Consider the following 16,444-nt stretch of genomic DNA (forward strand, 5'->3'; position numbering starts at 1 on the left):
AAAATCAACGTCCGGTCGTGCTACTTGCTCCTTGTTCAAGCGCCTCAAGAATCGAGCAGTACACGCTGCTATGTGCACTCCCGCAACAGGCGTCATTGAGTCGTTGCAGAGAACGGCGCATCGATTGCAGTTCTTTAATGCGTGCTTCCACTTCACCCAAACGAGCCAGCACGATGCCTTTAGATTCCTGGCAAGTGTGATGCTCAGGATCGACGCGGATCGACAATAATTCGCGGATCGCTTCCAGAGTGAAGCCTAACTGGCGGGCATAGCGAATAAAACGTAAACGTTGAAGATCTTTCTCGGTATACAGCCGAAAACCACCCTCGGTCCGGACATCGTGAGCCATCATATGCTGCTTTTCATAGTAGCGAATGGTATCGGGAGTCACATCCGCCAGTTTCGCGAGTTCACCAATACGGTACATGCTTACTCCTTATCAATTTTGTTATGTAGCCTGTCCGCATATTCACCCCGCAAAAAATCAGTACTCAGTCCAGCCTGGCGAAGCTTTAGTTCAAGCAATGCAAGCTGACGGCTCAGCTCAGCGTGTTGTGGGTCATCAGGGCGGACAGTTTTAAGCAAATCAGTCAGGACAACAGCTTCCCGACGTTGCTCAAGTTCTGGTGGCAGACAACCGGCGTTTTTGAGTAGCCGATAGCCGGCCCGCAGTTCAGGTGGGACATGCAGATCGTCGTCTAGCGTCAGCGGTTCTCCACGGCCGGGTAGGTCGTCGAACTCGCCTTTGCGCTGGGCGTCAAGGATATGGCGTTCTGCCCACTGATCCAGTAACCACATCATACGGCTCCGGGGATGAACAAAAAGAATACAGCTATTGTAGTGAAGCTAGCATAACGAGGATATAAAAAAACCCGCCGAGGCGGGTTCTTTTACGTTACTACAGATTACTCTGCAGCAGCTTCTGCTTTCAGCTCAGCACGATCAACCAGCTCGATGTATGCCATCGGCGCGTTGTCGCCTGCACGGAAGCCACACTTCAGAATGCGAGTGTAACCACCGGCGCGGCTCGCAAAACGCGGGCCCAGCTCGTTAAACAGTTTTGCCACGATCTCGTTATCACGAGTACGGGCGAATGCCAGACGACGATTAGCAACGCTATCAGTCTTGGCAAGAGTAATCAGCGGCTCAACTACGCGACGCAGTTCTTTCGCTTTCGGCAGGGTCGTCTTGATGATTTCATGACGAACCAGCGAACCAGCCATGTTACGGAACATAGCCTGGCGATGGCTGCTGTTGCGGTTCAGTTGACGACCACTCTTACGATGGCGCATGACCTTATCCTTCTCAGTAAAACCTTAACCTGTGATCCGGTTACTCGTCAGCAATGCTTGCCGGTGGCCAGTTTTCCAGGCGCATGCCCAGAGACAGACCACGTGAAGCCAGCACGTCTTTAATCTCAGTAAGAGATTTTTTACCCAGGTTCGGCGTTTTCAGCAACTCAACCTCGGTACGCTGTACCAGATCACCGATATAGTGGATAGCTTCTGCCTTGAGGCAGTTAGCAGAGCGGACAGTCAATTCGAGATCGTCAACAGGGCGCAGCAGGATCGGATCGAATTCTGGTTTCTCTTCTTTAACTTCCGGCTGACGTACATCACGTAAGTCAACGAAAGCTTCAAGTTGTTCTGCCAGGATGGTTGCCGCACGACGAATCGCCTCTTCAGGATCGATTGTGCCGTTGGTTTCCATTTCGATGACCAGCTTGTCCAGGTCGGTACGCTGTTCTACACGCGCTGCTTCAACATTGTAGGCAATACGCTCTACTGGGCTGTAGCATGCGTCGACCAGCAGACGGCCGATTGGGCGCTCATCTTCTTCCGAATGAATTCGGGCAGAAGCCGGCACATAACCACGACCGCGCTGAACTTTGATACGCATGCTAATAGCTGCGTTCTCATCGGTCAGGTGGCAGATCACATGTTGCGGCTTGACGATTTCGACATCACCGTCATGGGTAATGTCGGCTGCGGTCACAGGGCCAATGCCAGATTTATTCAAAGTAAGGATGACTTCATCTTTACCCTGAACTCTCACCGCAAGCCCTTTCAGGTTGAGCAGGATTTCAAGGATATCTTCCTGAACGCCTTCTTTGGTGCTGTACTCGTGCAGTACACCATCAATCTCAACCTCGGTCACCGCGCAACCCGGCATCGATGAGAGCAGAATACGGCGCAGTGCGTTACCCAGAGTATGGCCAAAGCCACGCTCTAAAGGCTCAAGGGTCACCTTGGCGTGCGTCGAACTCACTTGCTCGATATCGACCAGGCGCGGTTTTAGAAACTCTGTCACAGAACCCTGCATTGTGTCCTCTCTTTGGTACTAAGCTTTACTTGGAGTAAAGCTCGACGATCAGGTGTTCGTTAATGTCCGCAGACAGATCAGAACGTTCCGGCTGACGCTTGAACGTACCTTCCATCTTGCCAGCATCAACTTCCAGCCAGGTTGGCTTTTCACGCTGCTCAGCCAGCTCCAGAGCGGCTTTCACGCGAGATTGCTTTTTCGCTTTCTCACGAATGCTAACAACGTCGTTCGCTTTAACCTGATAAGAAGCAATGTTAACAACACGACCGTTTACCATGATAGCTTTGTGGCTAACCAGCTGACGTGATTCAGCACGAGTCGCGCCGAAGCCCATACGGTATACAACGTTGTCCAGACGACCTTCCAGCAGAGCCAACAGGTTTTCACCGGTGTTGCCTTTCAGACGTGCTGCTTCTTTATAGTAGTTACGGAACTGACGCTCCAGCACACCGTACATACGGCGAACTTTTTGCTTTTCACGCAACTGCACACCATAGTCAGACAGACGCGGTTTACGCGCACCGTGCTGGCCAGGAGCTTGTTCAATTTTACACTTGGTATCGATCGCGCGAACGCCAGACTTAAGGAACAGGTCTGTGCCCTCACGACGGCTCAGCTTGAGCTTAGGACCCAAATATCTTGCCATTTTCTTTCTCCAACAATCCTAGAAACGAGCGCGTTATACGCGACGTTTTTTCGGCGGACGACAACCGTTATGAGGGATCGGAGTCACATCAGTAATATTAGTGATGCGGAAACCAGCGGCGTTCAGTGCACGAATAGTAGATTCGCGACCTGGACCCGGACCTTTGACCATAACTTCCAGATTCTTGATGCCGTATTCTTTTACGGCTTCAGCGCAACGCTCTGCTGCAACCTGAGCTGCAAACGGAGTGGATTTGCGTGAACCACGGAAACCGGAACCACCGGCTGTTGCCCAACCCAGTGCGTTACCCTGACGATCAGTGATGGTAACGATGGTGTTGTTAAAAGAAGCATGGACATGAGCCACGCCATCAGAGACTTGTTTTCTTACACGCTTACGTGCACGAACTGGTGCCTTTGCCATTATTCAATCACCCCGATTATTTCTTGATCGGTTTACGCGGACCCTTACGGGTACGTGCGTTGGTCTTAGTACGCTGACCGCGAACCGGAAGACCACGACGATGGCGTAAACCACGATAGCAACCAAGGTCCATCAGACGCTTGATGCTCAGGGTGATTTCACGGCGCAGATCACCTTCAACGACAAATTTGCCTACTGCTTCACGCAGGGCTTCAATTTGTTCTTCAGACAGCTCACTGATCTTAACATTTTCAGCGATACCCGTGTCAGCACAGATGGCTTTAGAGCGGGTCTTGCCGATACCGAAAATTGCAGTTAATGCGATTACGGTATGTTTTTGATCAGGAATGTTAATGCCTGCTATACGGGCCACTATGCACTCCTACTATTTAATATGTACGCACCATGCTGAAAAGCCCGTTTTCAGGATACTCAAATGGAAACGTACAGACATACAAAAGATTGGCTGGCTAATCTAGCCAGCTCAATCCAACTTTGCAAGAAAAATATGCGAAAAAATCAGCCTTGGCGCTGTTTATGCTTTGGCTCGGCACTGCAAATCACACGGATGACACCATCACGCTTAACGATTTTGCAGTTACGGCATAATTTCTTGACGGAAGCACGAACTTTCATTTTTACTCTCCGTAACTTCTCGGGCGGTCTGTTAGCGGCCGTAGCCTTTCAGATTCGCCTTCTTCAATGCAGACTCGTACTGACTTGACATCATCAGAGTTTGCACTTGAGCCATAAAGTCCATAATCACAACGACAACAATAAGCAGCGAGGTTCCACCGAAGTAGAACGGCACTTTCATTGCATCACGCATGAACTCCGGGATCAGGCAGATAAAGGTAATGTACAGCGCACCAACCAAAGTCAGACGAGTCATTACTTTATCGATATACTTCGCCGTTTGCTCTCCCGGACGAATTCCTGGTACAAATGCACCGGACTTCTTCAGGTTATCTGCTGTTTCACGCGGGTTGAAAACCAACGCCGTGTAGAAGAAACAGAAGAAGATGATCGCAGACGCATAGAGTAACACATAAAGCGGTTGCCCAGGCTGCAAATACAGCGAAATTGTTGTCAGCCAGTTCCAACCGGTTCCGCCCCCGAACCATGACGCGATGGTTGCTGGGAACAGAATAATGCTGGAAGCGAAGATTGCCGGGATTACGCCCGCCATATTCACTTTCAACGGTAAATGTGTGCTCTGTGCAGCATAGACACGACGACCTTGCTGACGCTTCGCGTAGTTCACCACAATGCGGCGTTGACCACGTTCTACGAATACAACAAAGAATGTCACGGCAAATACTAATACTGCAACCAATAGCAACAGGAGGAAGTGCAGGTCGCCTTGACGCGCTTGCTCGATAGTATGGGCGATGGCTGGCGGGAGACCCGCAACGATACCAGCGAAGATAATGATCGAGATACCGTTACCGATACCACGTTCAGTAATCTGTTCGCCGAGCCACATCAGGAACATGGTTCCTGTGACCAGACTGACAACAGCGGTGAAGTAGAATGCAAAGCCTGGATTCATTACCAGGCCTTGCATACCAGGCATATTCGGCAGACCGGTAGCAATACCGATCGACTGGAATATCGCCAACACCAGGGTACCGTAGCGGGTGTACTGGCTGATCTTACGACGACCAGACTCCCCTTCTTTCTTCATCTCTGCTAACGGTTGGTAAACAACGGTCAGCAGCTGGACAATAATCGATGCCGAAATGTACGGCATGATACCCAAAGCAAAGATAGAAGCACGGCTGAGAGCACCACCAGAGAACATGTTGAACATTTCAATGATGGTGCCTCGCTGTTGCTCAAGCAGTTTGGCAAGTACAGCGGCATCAATACCAGGGATCGGAATAAAAGAACCAATACGGAATACAATCAGCGCACCGATAACAAACAAAAGTCTGCGTTTCAGTTCGCCAAGTCCACCTTTGGCACTTTGAAAATCTAATCCCGGTTGCTTAGCCATCTGCTACTTATTCCTCAATTTTACCGCCAGCAGCTTCGATAGCAGCACGAGCACCTTTAGTCACACGCAGGCCACGAATAGTTACCGGACGAGCTACCTCGCCAGACAGGATCACTTTCGCGAACTCGATCTGGATACCGATAATATTAGCCGCTTTCAGCGTGTTCAGGTCGACTACATCGCCTTCTACGTGAGCCAGATCAGACAGACGAACTTCTGCAGTGATCATTGCTTTACGAGAAGTGAAGCCGAATTTCGGCAGACGACGGTACAGTGGCATCTGACCACCCTCGAAACCGCGACGTACGCCACCGCCAGAACGAGAGTTCTGACCTTTGTGACCACGACCACCGGTTTTACCGAGGCCAGAACCGATACCACGACCCAGGCGTTTACCCGCCTTTTTGGAGCCTTCGGCCGGAGACAGAGTATTTAAACGCATCTCTTACTCCTCAACTTTAACCATGAAGGAAACCGCGTTGACCATACCACGAACAGCAGGAGTATCCTCGCGCTCTACGGTGTGACCAATACGACGCAGACCCAGGCCAAGCAGCGTTGCCTTGTGTTTCGGCAGACGACCGATTGCACTGCGGGTTTGAGTAATTTTAATAGTCTTTGCCATGGTTTATTTCCCCAGAATTTCTTCAACGGATTTACCACGCTTGGCAGCGACCATTTCTGGAGAATTCATATTTTCCAGGCCATCAATAGTTGCACGAACCACGTTGATCGGGTTGGTGGAACCATATGCTTTGGCCAGAACGTTATGAACTCCAGCAACTTCCAGAACGGCGCGCATTGCACCACCGGCGATGATACCGGTACCTTCGGAAGCTGGCTGCATGAATACACGAGAACCCGTGTGAACACCTTTAACCGGGTGCTGCAGGGTGCCGTGGTTCAGCGCGACGTTAATCATATTGCGACGGGCTTTTTCCATCGCTTTCTGGATCGCTGCTGGAACTTCACGCGCTTTACCGTAACCAAAACCTACGCGGCCATTACCATCACCAACAACAGTCAGAGCTGTGAAGGAGAAAATACGACCACCTTTAACGGTTTTAGATACGCGGTTAACCGCGATCAGCTTTTCCTGCAGTTCGCCAGCTTGTTTTTCGATGTGAGCCATCTTACACCTCTACCTTAGAACTGAAGGCCAGCTTCACGGGCAGCATCTGCCAGTGCCTGGACACGACCATGATATTGGAACCCGGAACGGTCAAAGGAAACATCTTTGATGCCTTTTTCCAGAGCGCGTTCAGCAACAGCTTTACCCACAGCTGCAGCCGCGTCTTTGTTACCGGTGTACTTCAATTGTTCAGCGATAGCTTTTTCTACAGTAGAAGCAGCTACCAGAACTTCAGAACCGTTCGGTGCAATTACCTGTGCGTAAATATGACGCGGGGTACGATGTACCACCAGGCGAGTTGCACCCAGCTCCTGGAGCTTGCGGCGTGCGCGGGTCGCACGACGGATACGAGCAGATTTCTTATCCATAGTGTTACCTTACTTCTTCTTAGCCTCTTTGGTACGCACGACTTCGTCGGCGTAACGAACACCCTTGCCTTTGTAAGGCTCAGGACGACGGTAGGCGCGCAGATCTGCTGCAACCTGGCCGATCACCTGCTTATCAGCGCCTTTCAGCACGATTTCAGTTTGAGTCGGACATTCTGCAGTGATACCGGCCGGCAGCTTATGCTCAACTGGGTGAGAGAAACCTAAAGCCAGGTTTACTACATCCCCTTTGACCGCTGCACGATAACCTACACCAACCAGCTGAAGCTTTTTAGTGAAGCCTTCGGTAACACCGATAACTACTGAGTTAAGCAGGGCACGCGCGGTACCAGCCTGAGCCCAACCGTCTGCGAAACCATCACGCGGACCGAAAGTCAGTGCATTATCTGCATGTTTAACTTCAACAGCATCGTTGAGAGTACGAGTCAGCTCGCCATTCTTACCTTTGATCGTAATAACCTGACCGTCGATTTTTACATCAACGCCGGCAGGAACAACGACCGGTGCTTTAGCAACACGAGACATTTTTTCCTCCGATTAGGCTACGTAGCAGATAATTTCGCCACCAAGACCAGCCTGGCGCGCTGCACGATCAGTCATAACACCTTTAGAGGTAGAAATAACCGCGATACCCAGACCCGCCATAACTTTCGGCAGCTCATCTTTACGTTTGTAGATGCGCAGACCTGGGCGGCTGACACGCTGAATGCTTTCTACAACAGCTTTACCCTGGAAATACTTAAGAGTCAGTTCCAGTTCCGGCTTGATGTCGCCTTCAACTTTAAAATCTTCAATAAAGCCTTCTTCCTTCAGCACGTTGGCAATTGCCACTTTCAGCTTGGAGGAAGGCATGGTGACCGCAGCTTTATTCGCGGCCTGACCGTTACGGATACGGGTCAGCATATCCGCGATCGGATCTTGCATGCTCATCTGTCTTTACTCCCGTGATTCAATTGGTGACAATTACCAGCTAGCCTTTTTCAGACCCGGGATTTCACCGCGCATAGCGGCTTCACGGACCTTAATACGGCTCAACCCGAACTTCCGCAGGAAACCATGCGGACGACCTGTTTGACGGCAGCGGTTACGCTGACGAGACGGGCTGGAATCACGCGGCAGAGTCTGCAGCTTGAGAACAGCATTCCAACGATCTTCGTCGGTTGCGTTCACATCAGAGATGATAGCTTTCAGTTCAGCGCGTTTAGCGAAGAATTTATCAGCTAAAGCCACGCGCTTTACTTCGCGTGCTTTCATTGATTGCTTAGCCATTAAGTAACCCTACCTTACTTGCGGAACGGGAAGTCAAAGGCAGCCAGCAGAGCGCGGCCTTCTTCATCAGATTTCGCAGTAGTGGTAATGGTAATATCCAAACCACGAACGCGGTCGACTTTATCGTAGTCGATTTCTGGGAAGATGATCTGCTCACGGACACCCATGCTGTAGTTACCACGACCATCGAATGACTTAGCGGACAGGCCACGGAAGTCACGGATACGCGGTACAGCAATAGTGATCAGGCGCTCAAAGAACTCCCACATGCGTTCGCCACGCAGGGTTACTTTACAGCCGATCGGATAGCCCTGACGGATTTTGAAGCCTGCAACTGATTTGCGTGCTTTGGTGATCAACGGCTTTTGACCGGAGATTGCTGTCAGATCTGCTGCTGCATTATCCAGCAGTTTCTTGTCAGCGATCGCTTCACCAACACCCATGTTCAGGGTGATCTTCTCGACCCGAGGGACTTGCATGACAGAATTGTAGTTAAACTCAGTCATGAGTTTACCAACTACTTCGTCTTTGTAGTAATCATGCAGTTTCGCCATCGTACTACTCCAAATTACTTGATAGTTTCGCTGTTAGATTTGAAGAAACGGACTTTTTTGCCGTCTTCGAATCTAAAGCCTACACGGTCAGCCTTGCCGGTTGCCGCATTGAAGAGTGCAACGTTAGAAACCTGAATTGCAGCTTCTTTTTCAACGATGCCACCTGGTTGGTTCAGGGCCGGAACCGGCTTCTGATGTTTCTTAACCAGGTTGATACCTTCAACAATGAGCTTGCCGGAAGACAAGACATTCTTAACTTTACCGCGTTTACCTTTATCTTTACCGGTTAACACGATAACTTCGTCATCACGACGGATTTTCGCTGCCATGATTCGCTCCTTAGAGTACTTCTGGTGCCAGAGAGATAATTTTCATGAACTTCTCGGTACGAAGCTCACGAGTTACCGGCCCAAAAATACGCGTACCGATGGGCTGCTCGCTGTTATTGTTCAGAATAACGCATGCATTACCATCAAAGCGAATGACAGAACCGTCCGGGCGACGAACACCCTTCCTGGTGCGCACCACTACCGCCTTCAGCACATCACCCTTTTTGACCTTACCACGCGGAATTGCTTCTTTGATGGTGATCTTGATGATGTCGCCTACGCCTGCGTAGCGACGGTGCGAGCCACCCAGAACCTTGATACACATTACGCGACGTGCACCGGAGTTGTCGGCGACGTTCAGCATAGTCTGTTCTTGGATCATTTTAGTGCTCCGCTAATGTCAACTACTACTGAGACCCAAAATCGGGCCAATAAATATCCCCATATCGAGGGCGCGGCATTATAACACCGGAAATCGGATATGGGTAGAAAAAATAAACGGCTCATCGCTGAGCCGTTTATCCGTTGAGAACACAGCTCTATTACAGAACTGCTTTCTCTACAACGCGAACCAGCGTCCAGGACTTAGTCTTGGACAGCGGACGGCATTCGTGGATTTCGACCACGTCACCGATACCGCATTCGTTGTTCTCGTCATGTACGTGCAGTTTGGTCGTACGCTTGATGAATTTACCGTAGATCGGGTGTTTCACAAAACGTTCGATAGCAACAACGATGGACTTCTCCATTTTATTGCTAACAACACGACCTTGCAGAGTACGGATTTTATCGGTCATTACGCATCCGCCTTCTCAGTCAGTAAAGTCTTAACGCGCGCAACATCACGACGCACTTGCTTCAGCAGGTGAGTCTGTTGCAGCTGGCCACTTGCAGCCTGCATACGCAGGTTGAACTGCTCACGCAGCAGGTTCAGCAGCTCAGCGTTCAGCTCTTCAACGCTTTTTTCACGCAGCTCTTTTGCTTTCATTACATCACCGTCTTAGTTACAAAGGTGGTTTTGATAGGCAGTTTCGCTGCTGCCAGGCCGAAGGCTTCACGGGCCAGCTCTTCCGGAACACCGTCCATTTCATACAGGACTTTACCCGGCTGAATCAAGGCAACCCAATACTCCACGTTACCTTTACCTTTACCCATACGAACTTCCAGCGGCTTCTCGGTGATCGGTTTGTCCGGGAATACACGGATCCAGATCTTACCTTGACGCTTAACTGCACGGGTCATAGCACGACGTGCTGCTTCGATCTGACGTGCAGTCAGACGACCACGGCCAACAGCTTTCAGACCGAAAGTGCCGAAGCTAACATCCGTACCCTGCGCCAGACCACGGTTGCGGCCTTTGTGCACTTTACGGAATTTTGTACGCTTTGGTTGTAACATCAGCGACGCTCCTTATTTACGGCCTTTACGCTGCTGCTTTTTAGGTTGAGCAGCCGGTTCCGGTTGTTCAACAGCAGCCATACCACCCAGGATCTCGCCTTTGAAGATCCATACCTTAACGCCGATAATACCGTAAGTGGTACGCGCTTCAGAGGTGTTGTAGTCGATGTCAGCACGCAGAGTGTGCAGCGGTACGCGACCTTCGCGGTACCATTCGGTACGTGCGATTTCCGCGCCGCCCAGACGGCCGCTAACTTCAACTTTGATACCTTTAGCGCCCAGACGCATTGCGTTCTGTACAGCACGCTTCATAGCACGACGGAACATAACGCGACGTTCCAGCTGAGAAGTGATGCTGTCAGCAACCAATTTAGCGTCCAGTTCTGGCTTACGAACTTCGGCGATATTGATCTGTGCAGGAACGCCAGCGATATCCGCTACGACCTTGCGCAGTTTTTCTACGTCTTCGCCTTTCTTACCGATAACGATGCCCGGGCGAGCAGTGTGAATGGTCACACGGATGCTCTTAGCCGGACGCTCGATAACGATACGAGATACGGACGCTTTAGCCAGTTCTTTAGTCAGGAACTGACGTACTTTAAAATCGCTGTCCAGGTTGTCAGCGAATTCTTTGGTGTTCGCGAACCAGGTAGAGTTCCATGGTTTGACAATACCCAGGCGAATACCATTAGGATGTACTTTCTGACCCATTGCTAGTCTCCAGAGTCTCAGCGATCGGACACAACCACAGTGATGTGGCTGGTGCGCTTCAGGATGCGATCTGCACGACCTTTCGCACGCGGCATAATGCGCTTCATGCTCGGGCCTTCGTCTACGAAAATTTTCGCAACTTTCAGATCGTCAATGTCAGCGCCATCGTTGTGTTCAGCGTTAGCAATGGCAGATTCCAGTACCTTCTTGACCAATACAGCAGCTTTCTTGTTGGTGTAGGTCAGAATATCCAGGGCCTGCGACACTTTCTTACCGCGAATCAGGTCAGCTACAAGGCGAACCTTCTGAGCAGAAGAACGAGCATGGCGATGTTGAGCTAAAGTTTCCATCTCTTCCTCCTACCTTATTTCTTCTTCGCTTTTTTATCAGCAGCATGGCCGCGATAAGTACGAGTCGGTGCGAATTCACCCAGTTTGTGACCAACCATTTCGTCGGAAACAAAAACTGGAACGTGCTGACGACCATTATGGACAGCGATGGTCAAACCGATCATGTTAGGAAAGATCGTTGAACGACGGGACCAAGTGCGCAGGGGCTTCTTGTCTCCGCTTTCCACCGCTTTCTCTACCTTCTTCAGCAAGTGCAGGTCAATAAAAGGACCTTTCTTGAGAGAACGTGGCATGGCTTATCCTCTAATATTATTTGCTACGGCGACGTACGATGAATTTATCAGTACGCTTGTTGCTGCGGGTCTTCTTACCTTTGGTCTGCAGGCCCCACGGGGATACCGGGTGCTTACCAAAGTTACGACCTTCACCACCACCATGTGGGTGGTCGACTGGGTTCATCGCAGTACCGCGAACGGTAGGACGAACACCACGCCAGCGTGCAGCACCTGCTTTACCCAGAACGCGCAGCATATGCTCAGCATTGCCAACTTCGCCCAGAGTAGCGCGGCAGTCTGCTTCGACTTTACGCATTTCACCAGAACGCAGACGCAGGGTGACATAAGCACCATCACGAGCAACGATCTGAACGTAAGTACCAGCGGAACGTGCCAGCTGACCGCCTTTACCTGGTTTCATTTCTACGTTATGAACGGTAGAACCAACCGGGATATTGCGCATCGGCAGGGTGTTACCTGCTTTGATTGCAGCATCAACGCCAGACTGAATCTGGTCGCCAGCTTTCAGGCCTTTAGGGGCCAGGATGTAACGGCGCTCGCCATCTTTGTACAGAACCAGCGCGATGTTCGCGGAACGGTTCGGATCGTACTCAAGACGCTCAACAACTGCCGGGATACCATCTTTGTTGCGTTTGAAGTCAACAATACGGTAAGCCTGCTTGTGGCCACCACCGATATGACGGGTGGTGATACGGCCATTGTTGTTACGACCACCGGATTTGCTGTTTTTTTCCAGCAACGGAGCAAAAGGTTTGCCCTTGTGCAGCTCAGGGTTAACCACTTTAACAACGTGGCGACGACCCGGAGATGTCGGTTTACATTTAACAACTGCCATTGTATTACTCCTCCGACTTACTCAGCGCCGCCAACGAAGTCCAGATTCTGGCCTTCTTTAAGGGTGACGTAAGCTTTTTTCCAGTCGCTACGACGACCGATACGCTGTCCGTGACGTTTAACTTTCCCTTTAACTACCAGGGTGTTAACGACTTCGACTTCGACTTCAAACAGTTTCTGCACAGCAGCTTTGATTTCTGCTTTAGTCGCGTCTTTAGCAACTTTGAGAACGATGGTGTTTGTTTTTTCCATCGCAGCAGACGCTTTTTCAGAAACGTGCGGTGCACGCAGCACCTTCAGCAGACGTTCTTCACGAATCATGCCAGCATCTCCTCAACTTGCTTAACAGCATCAGCAGTCATTACGACTTTGTCGAAGGCGATCAGGCTAACCGGGTCGATACCAGTTGCATCGCGTACGTCAACCTTGTGCAGGTTGCGCGCAGCAAGGAACAGGTTCTCGTCCAGCTCACCGGTGATGATCAGCACATCTTCCAGAGCCATGTCTTTCAGTTTCTGTGCCAGCAGCTTAGTTTTAGGCGCTTCAACAGAGAACTTCTCGACAACGATCAGACGATCCTGACGTACCAGTTCGGACAGAATGCTTTTCAGCGCGCCGCGGTACATCTTTTTGTTAACTTTTTGACTGTGGTCCTGCGGGCGAGCAGCGAAGGTTACGCCACCGGAACGCCAGATCGGGCTCTTGATAGAACCTGAACGCGCACGGCCGGTACCTTTCTGGCGCCACGGCTTTTTGCCTGAACCAGTTACTTCAGCACGAGTCTTCTGAGCACGAGTACCCTGACGAGCACCAGCTGCATAAGCAACAACAACCTGGTGTACCAGCGCTTCGTTGAAATCACGACCGAAGGTAGTTTCGGAAACAGTCAGCGCGCTCTGCGCGTCTTTCAATACTAATTCCATTGCTATCTCCTCACGCCTTCACAGCTGGTTTAACGATCAGGTCGCTACCGGTTGCACCCGGGACAGCACCTTTAACCAGCAGCAGGTTGCGCTCAGCGTCAACACGTACTACGTCCAGGCTCTGAACGGTGACACGCTCATTACCCAGCTGACCTGCCATTTTCTTGCCTTTGAACACTTTGCCCGGAGTCTGGTTCTGACCGATAGAACCCGGAACGCGGTGAGACAAGGAGTTACCGTGAGTAGCGTCCTGGGTACGGAAGTTCCAGCGCTTAACGGTACCGGCGAAACCTTTACCTTTAGAGGTACCGGTTACGTCAACTTTTTTAACGTCAGCAAACAGTTCTACGCTAATGCTCTGACCTACGGTGAATTCTTCGCCGTCAGCAAGACGGAATTCCCACAGACCACGGCCAGCTTCTACGCCAGCTTTAGCGAAGTGACCAGCTTCCGGCTTGGTTACACGGTTAGCTTTTTTAGCACCGGTGGTAACCTGAATTGCGCGGTAACCATCGTTAGCCAGGTCTTTGACCTGTGCAACACGGTTTGCTTCAACTTCGATTACGGTTACTGGGATAGATACGCCATCTTCAGTGAAGATGCGGGTCATGCCCACTTTTTTACCGACTAAACCAATCATTGTTTCAACCTCTCAATCGCTCGATGACCTGATTAACCCAGGCTGATCTGCACGTCTACACCGGCAGCCAGATCCAGACGCATCAGAGCATCAACGGTTTTCTCAGTTGGCTCAACGATGTCAACCAGACGCTTGTGAGTGCGAATTTCGTACTGATCACGCGCATCTTTGTTGACGTGCGGAGAGATCAGAACGGTAAAGCGCTCTTTGCGGGTCGGCAGCGGGATCGGACCACGAACCTGCGCACCAGTGCGCTTGGCAGTCTCGACGATTTCCGCGGTTGATTGATCGATCAGACGATGATCAAACGCTTTAAGACGGATACGGATTCTTTGGTTCTGCATGAGACCAGAGCTCCAATTATTTATAGACGAAATGATTACTCCTCATACCCATTACGATTGATGGGAGAGTGTAACCGTTCTTACATAGTTCCCCGATTGGGAACATTGTTTGATAGCTAACTGCTCTATCAGGGTTCATATCGAACCAGCCTGCCAATTTTGACAGGCCCGCGCATTATACGCAAATTCCGGCCTTACGCAAGTACTGCATACAAAATCAGCAATCATTTTTGCGTGCCGGCCCGGCCAGGCACCGAAACACTATGAAATAGGGTCAAAACCTCGGAAAGCCGCTCGCGCTTGTCAGCTCTGCCCTTTGCCACTGGCCCCCCTTTCTTCCAGACTCTGCGTATACACTCCGCAGCCAGGGCAATGAATCGATGGCACTCCCCTACTTACTTGTCTATAGCAGTTTTACACTCGCGCTGTGCTGGTACGATCTACGGGACGGGTTACTTCCTGACCGCCTGACCTGTCCCCTGCTTTGGAGTGGCCTTCTCTATTATCTTTGTTATGCCCCACTGAAACTGGAACATGCCGTTGCAGGTGCCATCGCCGGCTATCTCGCCTTCGCGTTGATCTACTGGTTTTATCGCGGGATTCGCGGCTATGAAGGATTAGGCTATGGGGATGTAAAATTTCTGGCCGCGCTCGGCGCCTGGCATGGCTGGCAACTGTTACCACAGTTAATCTTTATGGCCTCACTTCTGGCCTGTGGCGGATGGCTGATTTTGATGCTGTCGGGTAAAACGATGGGGTCATTAAACAACCCGCTGCCGTTTGGCCCTTTTTTGGCTGCAGCGGGTTTTTGGTGTGGATGGTAAACGCGAGTTAGTCTGCCACTTTGATCTGTGACTGAAGATAGTTTGGTAGCCCGATTTTACCGATCAGATCCAACTCTGTTTCCAGCCAGTCAATATGGCCTTCCTCATCAGTAAGAATTTCGATCAGCATGTCGCGAGTGACATAGTCGTGAACGCTATCGGCATAAGCGATCGCTTCACGCAGATCTTTTGCGCCTTCCAGCTCCAGTCTTAAATCAGATTGCAACATCTCCTCGACATCTTCACCGATGCCCAGTCTTCCGAGATCCTGCAGATTGGGAATGCCTTCGAGAAACAAAATCCGCTCGATGTATTTATCGGCGTGTTTCATTTCATCGATGGACTCATGATATTCAACATCATTGAGGCGCATCAGGCCCCAGTTTTTGAACATCCTGGCATGAAGAAAGTACTGATTTATTGCGACAAGCTCATTTCCCAATAATTTATTGAGATAACTTATGATTTTGACATCACCTTTCATTATATAGTCCCTCCGCTTCCACTTATTGAAGCGTAGTTCGGGCTATATAGATGTCAAAGAAAACCCGGAGCGCTTAAGCGATCTCCTGGTACTCAGGCATGCGGGTTAATTCATCTTCCATAATCTCGCGGGCGGCACGGACACACTTACCGCATTGATTTCCCACAGGAATGAATTTGCGCAGTTGCTGAAAAGATTGAGGATGAAATTGACGTACGGCCTGACGAATTTTTTTATCGTTTACACCATTACACAAACAAACGTACATACCGACTCCCGTTCAATTTATGATCAAAAGTGTAAATGAGAATAGTTATAATTACAATAGACTATTGGTGAAATACCGGCAGTGAAGCACGTTTTAATCAAGCGACAACATTGCTGTCGTCGTAAATGGCAGGCAGCAAAAAGGGCGCCTGAGCGCCCTTTTTAATTCAGAACTAATAAATTAGCCCAGAACTTTAGCTACAACGCCCGCACCAACAGTACGGCCGCCTTCACGGATTGCGAAACGCAGACCATCGTCCATCGCGATCGGGTGAATCAGGGTAACAACCATTTTGATGTTGTCGCCCGGCAT

33 protein-coding genes and 1 pseudogene are annotated in these 16,444 nt (G+C 50.4%); 1 reads left to right on the plus strand and 33 read right to left on the minus strand.

What is annotated here, in order from left to right:
- Positions 1 to 4: 4 nt before the first annotated feature.
- The 30 genes from zntR to rpsJ form a co-directional block, all read right to left on the minus strand.
- Entirely contained in the window at positions 5 to 427 is a 423-nt protein-coding gene (gene zntR / locus EDF82_RS00070) for a Zn(2+)-responsive transcriptional regulator (RefSeq protein ID WP_123753629.1), read from the minus strand.
- Positions 428 to 429: 2 nt separating this feature from the next.
- Positions 430 to 798: a DUF1992 domain-containing protein gene (locus EDF82_RS00075; RefSeq protein WP_123753630.1), complete on the minus strand. Its 369-nt coding sequence runs from the start codon at positions 796 to 798 to the stop codon at positions 430 to 432.
- 107 nt (positions 799 to 905) lie between these two features.
- The gene (rplQ, locus tag EDF82_RS00080; RefSeq protein ID WP_004868344.1) at positions 906 to 1,292 is read right to left on the minus strand and encodes a 50S ribosomal protein L17; all 387 of its coding nucleotides are present in this window, start codon (positions 1,290 to 1,292) and stop codon (positions 906 to 908) included.
- Positions 1,293 to 1,332: 40 nt separating this feature from the next.
- Positions 1,333 to 2,322 carry a DNA-directed RNA polymerase subunit alpha gene (rpoA, locus tag EDF82_RS00085; protein ID WP_002919219.1) on the minus strand — a complete coding sequence of 330 codons (990 nt, stop codon included), beginning with the start codon at positions 2,320 to 2,322 and terminating at the stop codon, positions 1,333 to 1,335.
- Positions 2,323 to 2,347: 25 nt separating this feature from the next.
- Positions 2,348 to 2,968 carry a 30S ribosomal protein S4 gene (gene rpsD / locus EDF82_RS00090; protein ID WP_004868345.1) on the minus strand — a complete coding sequence of 207 codons (621 nt, stop codon included), beginning with the start codon at positions 2,966 to 2,968 and terminating at the stop codon, positions 2,348 to 2,350.
- A 33-nt stretch (positions 2,969 to 3,001) separates the two neighbouring features.
- Positions 3,002 to 3,391 carry a 30S ribosomal protein S11 gene (gene rpsK, locus EDF82_RS00095; RefSeq protein ID WP_004138423.1) on the minus strand — a complete coding sequence of 130 codons (390 nt, stop codon included), beginning with the start codon at positions 3,389 to 3,391 and terminating at the stop codon, positions 3,002 to 3,004.
- 16 nt (positions 3,392 to 3,407) lie between these two features.
- Positions 3,408 to 3,764 (minus strand): 30S ribosomal protein S13, encoded by a 357-nt coding sequence (gene rpsM, locus EDF82_RS00100; RefSeq protein WP_123753631.1) that lies wholly within the window; start codon positions 3,762 to 3,764, stop codon positions 3,408 to 3,410.
- Between the two features lie 146 nt (positions 3,765 to 3,910).
- Complete coding sequence (gene rpmJ, locus EDF82_RS00105) at positions 3,911 to 4,027, minus strand: 50S ribosomal protein L36 (protein WP_000868187.1); 117 nt, start codon at positions 4,025 to 4,027, stop codon at positions 3,911 to 3,913.
- Positions 4,028 to 4,058: 31 nt separating this feature from the next.
- Positions 4,059 to 5,390 (minus strand): preprotein translocase subunit SecY, encoded by a 1,332-nt coding sequence (gene secY / locus EDF82_RS00110; RefSeq protein WP_041142963.1) that lies wholly within the window; start codon positions 5,388 to 5,390, stop codon positions 4,059 to 4,061.
- A 7-nt stretch (positions 5,391 to 5,397) separates the two neighbouring features.
- Positions 5,398 to 5,832: a 50S ribosomal protein L15 gene (gene rplO, locus EDF82_RS00115; protein WP_123753632.1), complete on the minus strand. Its 435-nt coding sequence runs from the start codon at positions 5,830 to 5,832 to the stop codon at positions 5,398 to 5,400.
- 3 nt (positions 5,833 to 5,835) lie between these two features.
- A complete protein-coding gene (rpmD, locus tag EDF82_RS00120; RefSeq protein ID WP_001140434.1) occupies positions 5,836 to 6,015 on the minus strand; it encodes a 50S ribosomal protein L30 in 180 nt (59 codons plus the stop codon).
- A 3-nt stretch (positions 6,016 to 6,018) separates the two neighbouring features.
- Entirely contained in the window at positions 6,019 to 6,522 is a 504-nt protein-coding gene (gene rpsE, locus EDF82_RS00125) for a 30S ribosomal protein S5 (RefSeq protein WP_004106339.1), read from the minus strand.
- 14 nt (positions 6,523 to 6,536) lie between these two features.
- Positions 6,537 to 6,890, minus strand: a complete 354-nt coding sequence (gene rplR / locus EDF82_RS00130; protein WP_000358960.1) for a 50S ribosomal protein L18 — start codon at positions 6,888 to 6,890, stop codon at positions 6,537 to 6,539.
- Positions 6,891 to 6,899: 9 nt separating this feature from the next.
- Positions 6,900 to 7,433, minus strand: a complete 534-nt coding sequence (gene rplF / locus EDF82_RS00135; protein ID WP_123753633.1) for a 50S ribosomal protein L6 — start codon at positions 7,431 to 7,433, stop codon at positions 6,900 to 6,902.
- Between the two features lie 12 nt (positions 7,434 to 7,445).
- Entirely contained in the window at positions 7,446 to 7,838 is a 393-nt protein-coding gene (gene rpsH / locus EDF82_RS00140; protein WP_004106343.1) for a 30S ribosomal protein S8, read from the minus strand.
- Between the two features lie 33 nt (positions 7,839 to 7,871).
- Positions 7,872 to 8,177 carry a 30S ribosomal protein S14 gene (gene rpsN, locus EDF82_RS00145; protein ID WP_002919667.1) on the minus strand — a complete coding sequence of 102 codons (306 nt, stop codon included), beginning with the start codon at positions 8,175 to 8,177 and terminating at the stop codon, positions 7,872 to 7,874.
- A gap of 14 nt (positions 8,178 to 8,191) precedes the next feature.
- A complete protein-coding gene (gene rplE / locus EDF82_RS00150) occupies positions 8,192 to 8,731 on the minus strand; it encodes a 50S ribosomal protein L5 (protein WP_041142966.1) in 540 nt (179 codons plus the stop codon).
- A 14-nt stretch (positions 8,732 to 8,745) separates the two neighbouring features.
- Positions 8,746 to 9,060: a 50S ribosomal protein L24 gene (gene rplX / locus EDF82_RS00155; protein ID WP_041142967.1), complete on the minus strand. Its 315-nt coding sequence runs from the start codon at positions 9,058 to 9,060 to the stop codon at positions 8,746 to 8,748.
- Positions 9,061 to 9,070: 10 nt separating this feature from the next.
- Entirely contained in the window at positions 9,071 to 9,442 is a 372-nt protein-coding gene (rplN, locus tag EDF82_RS00160) for a 50S ribosomal protein L14 (protein WP_004160583.1), read from the minus strand.
- 160 nt (positions 9,443 to 9,602) lie between these two features.
- Positions 9,603 to 9,857 (minus strand): 30S ribosomal protein S17, encoded by a 255-nt coding sequence (rpsQ, locus tag EDF82_RS00165; protein ID WP_004868357.1) that lies wholly within the window; start codon positions 9,855 to 9,857, stop codon positions 9,603 to 9,605.
- Entirely contained in the window at positions 9,857 to 10,048 is a 192-nt protein-coding gene (gene rpmC, locus EDF82_RS00170; RefSeq protein WP_123753634.1) for a 50S ribosomal protein L29, read from the minus strand. Before rpmC ends, rpsQ begins: the two co-directional genes overlap by 1 nt.
- Positions 10,048 to 10,458, minus strand: coding sequence for a 50S ribosomal protein L16 (gene rplP / locus EDF82_RS00175; protein WP_002919759.1), 411 nt, complete (start codon positions 10,456 to 10,458; stop codon positions 10,048 to 10,050). The genes rpmC and rplP overlap by 1 nt, the downstream gene beginning before the upstream one ends.
- 12 nt (positions 10,459 to 10,470) lie before the next feature.
- Positions 10,471 to 11,169, minus strand: coding sequence for a 30S ribosomal protein S3 (gene rpsC, locus EDF82_RS00180; protein ID WP_123753635.1), 699 nt, complete (start codon positions 11,167 to 11,169; stop codon positions 10,471 to 10,473).
- Between the two features lie 17 nt (positions 11,170 to 11,186).
- Positions 11,187 to 11,519, minus strand: a complete 333-nt coding sequence (gene rplV, locus EDF82_RS00185) for a 50S ribosomal protein L22 (RefSeq protein WP_002919773.1) — start codon at positions 11,517 to 11,519, stop codon at positions 11,187 to 11,189.
- Positions 11,520 to 11,533: 14 nt separating this feature from the next.
- Complete coding sequence (gene rpsS, locus EDF82_RS00190) at positions 11,534 to 11,812, minus strand: 30S ribosomal protein S19 (protein ID WP_001138115.1); 279 nt, start codon at positions 11,810 to 11,812, stop codon at positions 11,534 to 11,536.
- A gap of 16 nt (positions 11,813 to 11,828) precedes the next feature.
- Positions 11,829 to 12,650: a 50S ribosomal protein L2 gene (gene rplB, locus EDF82_RS00195; RefSeq protein ID WP_002919786.1), complete on the minus strand. Its 822-nt coding sequence runs from the start codon at positions 12,648 to 12,650 to the stop codon at positions 11,829 to 11,831.
- A 17-nt stretch (positions 12,651 to 12,667) separates the two neighbouring features.
- Positions 12,668 to 12,970, minus strand: coding sequence for a 50S ribosomal protein L23 (rplW, locus tag EDF82_RS00200; protein ID WP_004868363.1), 303 nt, complete (start codon positions 12,968 to 12,970; stop codon positions 12,668 to 12,670).
- Entirely contained in the window at positions 12,967 to 13,572 is a 606-nt protein-coding gene (gene rplD / locus EDF82_RS00205; protein ID WP_000424395.1) for a 50S ribosomal protein L4, read from the minus strand. Before rplD ends, rplW begins: the two co-directional genes overlap by 4 nt.
- 10 nt (positions 13,573 to 13,582) lie before the next feature.
- Complete coding sequence (gene rplC, locus EDF82_RS00210) at positions 13,583 to 14,212, minus strand: 50S ribosomal protein L3 (protein ID WP_004868374.1); 630 nt, start codon at positions 14,210 to 14,212, stop codon at positions 13,583 to 13,585.
- Between the two features lie 32 nt (positions 14,213 to 14,244).
- On the minus strand, positions 14,245 to 14,556 hold the full coding sequence (gene rpsJ / locus EDF82_RS00215; RefSeq protein ID WP_001181005.1) for a 30S ribosomal protein S10: 312 nt from the start codon (positions 14,554 to 14,556) through the stop codon (positions 14,245 to 14,247).
- 380 nt (positions 14,557 to 14,936) lie between these two features.
- Between rpsJ and EDF82_RS00220 the strand changes: the two genes are divergently transcribed.
- Complete coding sequence (locus EDF82_RS00220) at positions 14,937 to 15,380, plus strand: A24 family peptidase (protein WP_123753636.1); 444 nt, start codon at positions 14,937 to 14,939, stop codon at positions 15,378 to 15,380.
- Positions 15,381 to 15,387: 7 nt separating this feature from the next.
- Here the strand turns inward: EDF82_RS00220 and bfr are convergent, their stop codons facing one another.
- From bfr to tuf, 3 genes and pseudogenes are all read right to left on the minus strand, one after another.
- The gene (bfr, locus tag EDF82_RS00225; RefSeq protein ID WP_123753637.1) at positions 15,388 to 15,864 is read right to left on the minus strand and encodes a bacterioferritin; all 477 of its coding nucleotides are present in this window, start codon (positions 15,862 to 15,864) and stop codon (positions 15,388 to 15,390) included.
- A gap of 73 nt (positions 15,865 to 15,937) precedes the next feature.
- Positions 15,938 to 16,132 carry a bacterioferritin-associated ferredoxin gene (gene bfd, locus EDF82_RS00230; protein WP_004106366.1) on the minus strand — a complete coding sequence of 65 codons (195 nt, stop codon included), beginning with the start codon at positions 16,130 to 16,132 and terminating at the stop codon, positions 15,938 to 15,940.
- A 180-nt stretch (positions 16,133 to 16,312) separates the two neighbouring features.
- Positions 16,313 to 16,444 (minus strand): annotated as a pseudogene (gene tuf / locus EDF82_RS00235) (elongation factor Tu); the annotation flags it as partial.

It is taken from the genome of Klebsiella sp. BIGb0399, from assembly GCF_003752615.1.
In the GTDB taxonomy this organism is placed as follows: domain Bacteria; phylum Pseudomonadota; class Gammaproteobacteria; order Enterobacterales; family Enterobacteriaceae; genus Klebsiella; species Klebsiella lignicola.